Source organism: Chitinimonas sp. BJB300 (assembly GCF_002735695.1).
Taxonomy (GTDB): Bacteria; Pseudomonadota; Gammaproteobacteria; order Burkholderiales; family Chitinimonadaceae; genus Chitinimonas.
On the sequence record NZ_PDZH01000152.1, the window covers coordinates 1 to 7,548 of the forward strand.

Consider the following 7,548-nt stretch of genomic DNA (forward strand, 5'->3'; position numbering starts at 1 on the left):
GAATGCCTGAGCATCAAGACGCAGAAGAACCCATTCGCACTTTGCCGCAAGTTACTGATCAACGCCTCCCGCGCGGCTTATGATCAGTTACAGCTGCTTCTCGCAGCTACTGCGTAACATCAGTTATCAACAGCAATAGATGATCATCCGATGATCGTATTTCGTGTAGCAAACGTAAAAGAGTCGGCCGCGCACTTCCTAGCAAAGGGACTAATTGTGGCATCCCCCTATGTTGATCAAGAGTGGGGCGAGGAGGCCGACTTCTTCGATATTGATGGCAATCCTTTACGCATTGCCCGTTTCAAAGCATAGCAAGACTACCTTTGGCTACAAGGGTGGAAGGCTGAGAGTACGTAGGGTTGGGCTAATCGAACTGTTTAGTCCCGTCATTTGCCGCCATCTTGTCACGCCAGATACTGCGGTAGCCCATGCTGCTATTAGTGGCATCTCCTTGCGGCACGATGAATTCGATCCAGACACGTGGGCCGTCGATGCGGATATACGAGCGTTGGCCGTTAAGGGTGGATGTGAACGAATTGACGGGGGTGCTGAAGTCGGCTGTGCCATCCAGACCTGGTGCGTAGGCTACGTAGGTGGAAGCAAGCGCCGAATCGCTTTCGTAGTCGGCCAATAGATAATTGGCCTGGTCTTTAGGCAGAGTGTTCACCCATGCCTCAATCGCTGCTTTGACATAAGCCTGTTGGTTTGCCGATAGTGCGGTGTACTGAATACCGCGGTCTGCGGTTGGGTAAGTGGGGCGCTTGTCGTTACTGGAGATGCCCATGGTGATGTCGGTGAAGCTGCCGCTCAGTTTGGCTATGGCTGCGGTGGTTGAGTTGGCTTGAATAGCAGTGGCAAGGCGATGTACCGCAGCGCGTTGGGATTCGAGCAATGCCAGTTGTGAGTTGTTGTCCAATGCTGCGCTACTGATTACCTGATTTAGTGGATATCCTCCGACGGCCATTGGCGCAGCTTGGACAGGTGAAACAGTAGAGACGGTGAGCTTTACTTTGTCACTGTCTGCGCCACCCGGACCAGTGGCGGCGGTGATGGAGACGTAGTAAATACCTTCGTCAGAGGCCTTGGCGGAGTTGATCGTATAAGTAGCGCTGTTGGCGCGAGAGATAGGGGCTCCCTCGAAGTACCACTGGTAAATAAGGTTGCTGCCAGTAGCAACAACGGTGAAACTGGCGCTACCCCCTACCGTAGTGCTGGTTGCGACGGGTTGGGTGGTGATTTGAATCATCGAAGTGGAGGTGATGGTGACGACAGCGGGTGCGCTGGTGACGCTACCACTGCTATTACTGACTTGGACAGTATAGGAACCGCTATCTGTCGCGGCGGCCGAAGCAATGGTGTACGTAGCTGATGTTGCGCCACTGATTGCGACGTTGTCCTTGAACCATTGGTAAGTGAGGTTTGTTCCCGTTGCCGCGACGGTCAGCGATACAGCAGTACCTAACGATGCTGTTATTGAAGCGGGCTGGGAGGTAAGTGTGGGGGCGTTTGCCGGCGTAGTGGTCGTGGTGGTCGTGTTCAGGGGGGCTTCCTCGCATGCCACCAAGCAGGTGAGAAGGCAAAATACCGTTGCGCAACGGATAAACAAACTGGTCATAAGAAGGTCCCCACTGGGTGATTAGCTTTAAATTTAGCCCCTAATTTAACTTAGGTTTACACCATCACCTATAGCCTCTGCTTAGTTGAAAGCTGCAATGGGCATTCCAGATATCAAATTTCTGCAAACCGGTCTGTACCAACCTGATGGCGGTACCGAATAGTATTGTTGTTAGGAATAGGCAATTCAGAAGGTAATGCCTCTATGTAAAACTTGCCTGCCGGCATGTAGAAGTTACGGGAAGTGGAAGAGACAAAATGGCAGGCATCGCGCTAAACAAGGGCTGTGTGCCTGTTATATCCTCCAGTCCAATTTCTTATCGGACCGGAAGCCGATAGCGCTGTCTAGCGGGCGAATATCGCCCAGCCCCCCCGAGCATCAGCAAGATAAGGGATAACGCGGCAGCAGCACCCGCAAATATCGCCGCCCAGGACACGGTGCTTGTCACCGGTAGTGGGTTGTCAGACATATCAGTGACGGCGCCGTAGGGCACGCTCAATTCGCTTGGTCTGTTCATGGTGCTTTCCAAATGAAGCTTGTTATCCGCGAGTCGCGGTTGGTGGGAAGATAAGACGTGGGAACCGCCACGAAACAGGCGTGTATCCCAGTGCTACCGAGTCACCAGCAATTTTGGTGCCGTACCCCAAAAACGGGTAAAGCCACCTAGGGTGGCCGACTGAATGGGGATTTCGGCGAGGGTGCCAGCAACGTTGTCTAACCCCAGAATTTTGCTTGCCGGGGCTTTGCCCTGTTGCCGTATGCGAGTACCGGTTTGCGAAAGAAATTGGGGCTTTCTGAAAGATAAAGCCAACCCGCTAGCATAGCCTTTGGTCTCGAGAGGCAGCGCATTGTTGTCTGGGTAGGAAAGGCTAGGCGTTGTTACCTAGCCAGGAAAGAAAGCCAGATACATGAACGCAGATTACATGAATACCCTCCTGCAAGAACTGGGCACCCGAATGGGTATTACTTCGCTCGTTTTTGATGATGAGCGCCTGTGCCATCTGGTCATTGACAACACCTTCCCGCTCACCCTGCACTACGATTTCGCCTGTGCCCGGATCACGCTGGTCGGCAAACTGGCGGATTCGTTGCCCGGGCCGGCATCCAAGCGCTGGATGGAGCAGGTATTGGCTGCGGCCCTCAACCCCATAAGTGGCGAAGCGCCCGGGGTGGGTTGGCGTCAAGACATGGGGTTGATCGCTTATCAGCAACTGGCAGTGCCAAACCTGACTGCTAGCCTGTTGGAAGCCACCATGGCCGATTTTGTTGCGTGGCTGACAACCTTTTCCATACAGCTGGCAGAAACCGCGTCTTCAGTCCCCGCCGTTTCAGTTAACCCTATGAGGTATGAATATGATCGAGTCTAGTTCTGTCTCTGCATTCTCATTTGCTTAGTCATGAGAGAGGGAGCAGATCATGAGTGAAGGAAAGCTAACGGTATCGGGACGCGAATATCACGTTCAGGCAGATGTTCAAAAGTTTGTGCGTACCTATCCTAACGGTAGCAAGATTGGCCGGTTTTTTGAGGCAGCCCAAAAGTTGTTCCAGACAGGGTCGATCGGCTCTGTCGCCAAGGGTGTCTCGCAAGCATTTTTCCCAAGCGCCACACGGTTGATGCAAACGCCCGAGCAGGTTTTGGAACGCTTGCACCATATCTCGGAGAAGGAACTGAAAAACTACCCCGAGGCCGAGATCAAACAGCGATTTGAGCAAGCGATGACGGAAGCGTTGGTCAATACCCCCTCTGGGCAGGCTTTGCAGGAGATGGTTGGCAAAGAGCAGGTCCGGGCGCTGGCCGAGAAGCAGCTGCAATTTACCAGCCTCGCGTCGCTGCGCCGGGAGCCATCCATTATGGCTGCACTACAAAAGGTTGAACCCATTCTGGATGTGGAAGTGAGAAACCTGGGTGCTGCTCAGGCCTATCTGGAAGCGTTGCTTGGTAAGGATCTGAGCCAAGCGCCCTATGCTGCCACGCTGGATGAGGCTGAATATAACCCTACCGGTCTGACGGACAATACCGACCGGGCAGCTGCCTGGATTCTCAAAGCCTCGAATTCCAGTAATGAGCGGGATAATTTCATTGCGCTGCTACGTGAATACACGAGCAATGGTAAGGATTTGACCAATATTTCGGTATTGAAGGAGCTACACCAGCGCTTGGTGCCCGACCTGGGCGGCAGAGAATACCGGGGTCCGAGCATTGCTGGTGGTGCTTTACCTTCGAGTATTACAGGTGTCGCGATGCTGGAGCAGCACTTGGAGAAGTTGAATCAGGACGATCCACAGTTAGGTAAGCAGCTGTTGGGGGCGGTTATAGGCTATCACGGATTTATTGATGGTAATGGCTGGATGGGGCGGGTACTTTACGCGCTGACTGAGCTACGTGCGGGGCAATTCGCACCGCTTGCTGTTCCCACTGAAAAAGCCCTGCACGGCCTGCCTTAATCCCATAGGTAAGTTTCTAGCTGCCGCAAGCCTGGCACTAACTACGAAGAGATAGAGAGTTAGGTCGTTAACTAAGAACCTATTCAAAGTCTCGCGAGCTAGAGCTAGAGAAGGCGGAAACAGCCGAGGAGGCGGAGTTTACGGGTGGTAAATGAGCATTCCGAGGGTGTTTTCAACGCCGTATTGCTGACGCACAGCAGACCTTAGACAGGTTCTAAGGGCCCAGCCTTGGAAGAAAGCGACGATGTCTTCCAAGGCTGGGCTTAGTTTATTTACTGCATAAACCAGCCATGGCTGACGACCAGCGATTGCCCGGTCAGCGCATTGGTGGGAAACGCAGCGAACATCAAGGCGACCTGGGCGACGTCTGCCGTGGTGGTGAACTCGCCATCCACTGTTTCCTTCAGCATCACGCGTTTGACGACGTCTTCTTCGCTGATGCCCAGGGTCTTCGCCTGTTCTGGTATCTGTTTTTCCACCAGTGGCGTGCGTACAAAACCCGGGCAGATGACATTGGCGCGGATGTTGTGCTCTGCGCCTTCTTTGGCCACGGTCTTAGCCAAGCCGATCAAGCCGTGCTTGGCAGTGACATAAGGGGCTTTGAGCAGGGACGCCTCTTTGGAATGTACCGATCCCATATAGATGATGCTGCCGCCTTTTTTGCTGGCGATCATCTGCTTTACACAGGCGCGGGTGGTCAGGAATGCGCCATCGAGGTGGATGGCGAGCATCTTCTTCCAATCGGCAAAACTGAAGTCCTGAATGGGGTGGACGATCTGGATGCCTGCATTGCTGATGAGGATGTCGATATTGCCCAGGGCTGCGACGGCGGTCTGTACCGCGGCATCGACCTGGGCTTCATTGGTGACATCCACCGCTACCCCGATGGCTTTGACACCGATTCTTTCAATCTCGGCGGCGGTTGCGTCGGCTGCTTCCTTGTTCAGGTCGGCAATGACGATTTTTGCACCTTCCCGGGCGAATTCCAGCGCGATTTCCTTGCCGATGCCGCTTCCTGCGCCTGTAATGAATGCCACTTTGTCTTTTAGCCGTGCCATGGTTTATTCCTCCTGTTGTGAGAACCTGTTCTGTCTTACTGCGTATTCCCTATCGGTGCTTGAAAGCGTTTATCTACTTCCCGTTTTGGTAATGCCTACAGGTCATGCCGGGGTTCAATCAGATAGTCGTAAACCACTTCGCCTAGATCGAGCGTCAGGTCCGCCACGAAGTGCAGGGCCGATTCGATTTTGAGTGCCGGTAGTTCGGACAGCGGGGCCAGTGAATGGGGGGGGGGAGCTCCAATGAACCGGGGCCAGACCATGCGCCTTTCAGCGTGACGTCGGTTGTGTAGTAGCGTACCAATTCGCAAATACGTGCCTCCATCCACGTGCGGGATGATCTTCAGCAGGAAGTTGGGTGGGGCCAGCGACGCCAGCACAGCGGCCTGATCTGCGCCACTATGTTTGTAGCCCATCGTCGCCTTGGCGACGCAGACCTTTCCATAGTCGAGAGTGCCTACCAGTGTGTCGATCTCGATATCCAGCGCGGGAGACGCGAGTTTTTTCGGGAACCCACATAGCTCTCGCCCCCCGGCAATCGGTGGATGGTCGTTTAGGTACATTGAGTGGACGTAACTGCCCTTCACCCCTTTGAAACGAACCGGGATGACCTGGCCGGACTCGGTGTAATCGCCAAAACCCGTCGAAACAGGCATGCGGATGAATTCATACTTCACCACGGGTTCGATGATTTCCAGCGGCTCTGGCACCACCGCTCGCCATGCATCGAGGTCGGTGCGGTAAGTGATGATGAGGTATTCCCGGTTGATGAACCGGTAGGGGCCGCGAGGAAATGCCGGGCTAGTCAGTGGCATGGCAAAGGCATTGGCTTTTACTTCGGCAATCTTCATCTTCGGCCTCGTTGGGTGGGGAGGGTCAGTTGGATTGCCGCGTCAGGTCGTATTGGGTCACGCCTTCGTCTAGTCCCGATGACTTGAGCCATTCCGGATGCGTGAGCGTGTCGCACATGTCGCGTTTCCCGGCCTGCCAGTGCTCCAACACCGATACACGTGAAAATTCATAATCTTTCGATTCCAGCTCCCAGGCTGTTTGCCGATAAATGAGGTGCACGATGTCGGTAGGAATAGGGCGGATGGCCTCGGCCAGCAGGCGCACAGAAGCATCGTCCTTCAGGTTTTTGGGCAGCTTCATCAATAGGTCGCAAAGCGCCTTGCGCGTATGGCGACTTCGGCTGCCATATTGCTGTTGAAGCGGGTGCGGCTGGAATAGAGGATGTCCTTCTGACGTTGCTGTACTTCCGCCAGGTTGATGGGCAGCGCGCCGCGGGCATTGAAGAGGTCGACCTGGAACACCAACAGGCTGGTCTTACGGTGCGTATCCAGCACGTATTGCAACGGCGTGTTGGAGACAATGCCGCCGTCCCAATACACATTGCCATCTATTTCTACCGGTGCAAAGGCCGGAGGCAGCGCGCCGCTGGCCATGATGTGCTCCGGCCCGATGGTCCGTGCGAAGTTGTCGAAATATTCAGAGTTGCCGGTGACGACATTGACTGCCCCTACCGATAGCCGCACCTTCTTGCTGTTGATCAGATCAAAATCGATCAGGTCTTCCAGCGTGGTGCGTAGCGGAGCGGTGTCGTAGATACTGAGTACGCTGGGTGCGCCATTGAATTGGAGCCAGGCAGGTGGGAAACGTGGTTTGTAAAAGCCGGGAATTCCCAGCAGGGCAGACCAAGAGGCGCTGAACTGATTGAAGGCGCTTCGCGACCGATGTTGTTTTGAGAGCAATTTCAGCCAGGGATACGTTTCCGACGGGTTGTTGGGCAGCCCCATGCCATTGGACACCAGATGCCAGAATTCGGACAATCGTTCGATCCGGCGTTCAGGTGGGTTGCCGGCAATCAGCGCTGCATTGATCGCGCCAATCGATACACCCGCTACCCAGTCCGGCCGATAGCATGTACAGGCAAGCGCCTCATAAACACCAGCCTGATAAGCCCCCAATGCACCCCCACCTTGCAATACATGCACCGTCTGGTCGTGCTTGCTTTTCGTCACCGGCGTTGCCGGCTGGGCCTTGGAGGCCTTCGCCATGGTGCATCCTTTCTGCTTGTATACGCGGTGTACTGTCTTGGTCGGTGTGGCAGACATTGTTTCTGATCCTGCCGCTGTGTGCTTGTACTATGGGCATCCTCTCTTTTTGTGTCTGATGACTACCACAAGGCTACGGTATGACTGGAGGCTGAAGAGGGTGATCCCCCGGCGTGCCTAACTCACAATACTGTAGTAGTCAGCATGGCACATAATAAGGGCGCATTTTATGCGCCCTTATTATGTTTTTGTGCGCCCAGCATGGGCGCACTCCTGCGGGTGGAAGTCCCGCCGTAAGTTGATCACAACGAACGAAGTGAAGCGCAACTGCGTGAGGGCGACCGAGCGTGGGAAGGAAGCGTGGATCGTAAACCGC

The 7,548-nt window shown here is 54.5% G+C and carries 9 protein-coding genes; 3 read left to right on the plus strand and 6 right to left on the minus strand.

What is annotated here, in order from left to right; genetic code table 11:
- Nucleotides 1-150 precede the first annotated feature (150 nt).
- Complete coding sequence (locus CSQ89_RS22555; protein WP_158229040.1) at nucleotides 151-312, plus strand: hypothetical protein; 162 nt, start codon at nucleotides 151-153, stop codon at nucleotides 310-312.
- 52 nt (nucleotides 313-364) lie between these two features.
- On the opposite strand, the gene CSQ89_RS18455 is transcribed toward CSQ89_RS22555, so the two are convergent.
- The gene (locus CSQ89_RS18455; protein WP_099407543.1) at nucleotides 365-1,615 is read right to left on the minus strand and encodes an immunoglobulin domain-containing protein; all 1,251 of its coding nucleotides are present in this window, start codon (nucleotides 1,613-1,615) and stop codon (nucleotides 365-367) included.
- A 316-nt stretch (nucleotides 1,616-1,931) separates the two neighbouring features.
- Nucleotides 1,932-2,132 (minus strand): hypothetical protein, encoded by a 201-nt coding sequence (locus CSQ89_RS18460; protein WP_139022802.1) that lies wholly within the window; start codon nucleotides 2,130-2,132, stop codon nucleotides 1,932-1,934.
- Nucleotides 2,133-2,523: 391 nt separating this feature from the next.
- Here CSQ89_RS18460 and CSQ89_RS18465 point away from each other — a divergent pair, with 391 nt between their 5' ends.
- Together CSQ89_RS18465 and CSQ89_RS18470 are read left to right on the plus strand one after the other, a co-directional pair.
- Nucleotides 2,524-2,982: a CesT family type III secretion system chaperone gene (locus CSQ89_RS18465; RefSeq protein ID WP_099407544.1), complete on the plus strand. Its 459-nt coding sequence runs from the start codon at nucleotides 2,524-2,526 to the stop codon at nucleotides 2,980-2,982.
- Between the two features lie 49 nt (nucleotides 2,983-3,031).
- A complete protein-coding gene (locus tag CSQ89_RS18470) occupies nucleotides 3,032-4,060 on the plus strand; it encodes a hypothetical protein (RefSeq protein ID WP_199065699.1) in 1,029 nt (342 codons plus the stop codon).
- 272 nt (nucleotides 4,061-4,332) lie between these two features.
- Here the strand turns inward: CSQ89_RS18470 and CSQ89_RS18475 are convergent, their stop codons facing one another.
- The 4 genes from CSQ89_RS18475 to CSQ89_RS18485 all read right to left on the minus strand — a co-directional run bounded on the left by CSQ89_RS18475 (nucleotide 4,333) and on the right by CSQ89_RS18485 (nucleotide 7,175).
- Nucleotides 4,333-5,118 carry a 3-hydroxybutyrate dehydrogenase gene (locus CSQ89_RS18475; protein WP_099407545.1) on the minus strand — a complete coding sequence of 262 codons (786 nt, stop codon included), beginning with the start codon at nucleotides 5,116-5,118 and terminating at the stop codon, nucleotides 4,333-4,335.
- Nucleotides 5,119-5,213: 95 nt separating this feature from the next.
- Entirely contained in the window at nucleotides 5,214-5,969 is a 756-nt protein-coding gene (locus CSQ89_RS18480; RefSeq protein ID WP_099407546.1) for an acetoacetate decarboxylase, read from the minus strand.
- Between the two features lie 25 nt (nucleotides 5,970-5,994).
- Complete coding sequence (locus tag CSQ89_RS23720) at nucleotides 5,995-6,270, minus strand: DUF3734 domain-containing protein (protein ID WP_308418180.1); 276 nt, start codon at nucleotides 6,268-6,270, stop codon at nucleotides 5,995-5,997.
- Complete coding sequence (locus CSQ89_RS18485) at nucleotides 6,270-7,175, minus strand: patatin-like phospholipase family protein (protein WP_308418181.1); 906 nt, start codon at nucleotides 7,173-7,175, stop codon at nucleotides 6,270-6,272. Before CSQ89_RS18485 ends, CSQ89_RS23720 begins: the two co-directional genes overlap by 1 nt.
- Between the last annotated feature and the right edge of the window lie 373 nt (nucleotides 7,176-7,548).

Excerpts from the sequence above, each read along its gene's own strand:
- CSQ89_RS18465 (WP_099407544.1), top strand. The coding sequence starts at position 2,524 with ATGAACGCAGATTACATGAATACCCTCCTGCAAGAACTGGGCACCCGA.
- CSQ89_RS18475 (WP_099407545.1), bottom strand. The coding sequence starts at position 5,118 with ATGGCACGGCTAAAAGACAAAGTGGCATTCATTACAGGCGCAGGAAGC.
- CSQ89_RS18485 (WP_308418181.1), bottom strand. The coding sequence starts at position 7,175 with ATGGCGAAGGCCTCCAAGGCCCAGCCGGCAACGCCGGTGACGAAAAGC.
- CSQ89_RS18480 (WP_099407546.1), bottom strand. The coding sequence starts at position 5,969 with ATGAAGATTGCCGAAGTAAAAGCCAATGCCTTTGCCATGCCACTGACT.
- CSQ89_RS23720 (WP_308418180.1), bottom strand. The coding sequence starts at position 6,270 with ATGAAGCTGCCCAAAAACCTGAAGGACGATGCTTCTGTGCGCCTGCTG.
- CSQ89_RS22555 (WP_158229040.1), top strand. The coding sequence starts at position 151 with ATGATCGTATTTCGTGTAGCAAACGTAAAAGAGTCGGCCGCGCACTTC.
- CSQ89_RS18460 (WP_139022802.1), bottom strand. The coding sequence starts at position 2,132 with ATGAACAGACCAAGCGAATTGAGCGTGCCCTACGGCGCCGTCACTGAT.
- CSQ89_RS18455 (WP_099407543.1), bottom strand. The coding sequence starts at position 1,615 with ATGACCAGTTTGTTTATCCGTTGCGCAACGGTATTTTGCCTTCTCACC.
- CSQ89_RS18470 (WP_199065699.1), top strand. The coding sequence starts at position 3,032 with ATGAGTGAAGGAAAGCTAACGGTATCGGGACGCGAATATCACGTTCAG.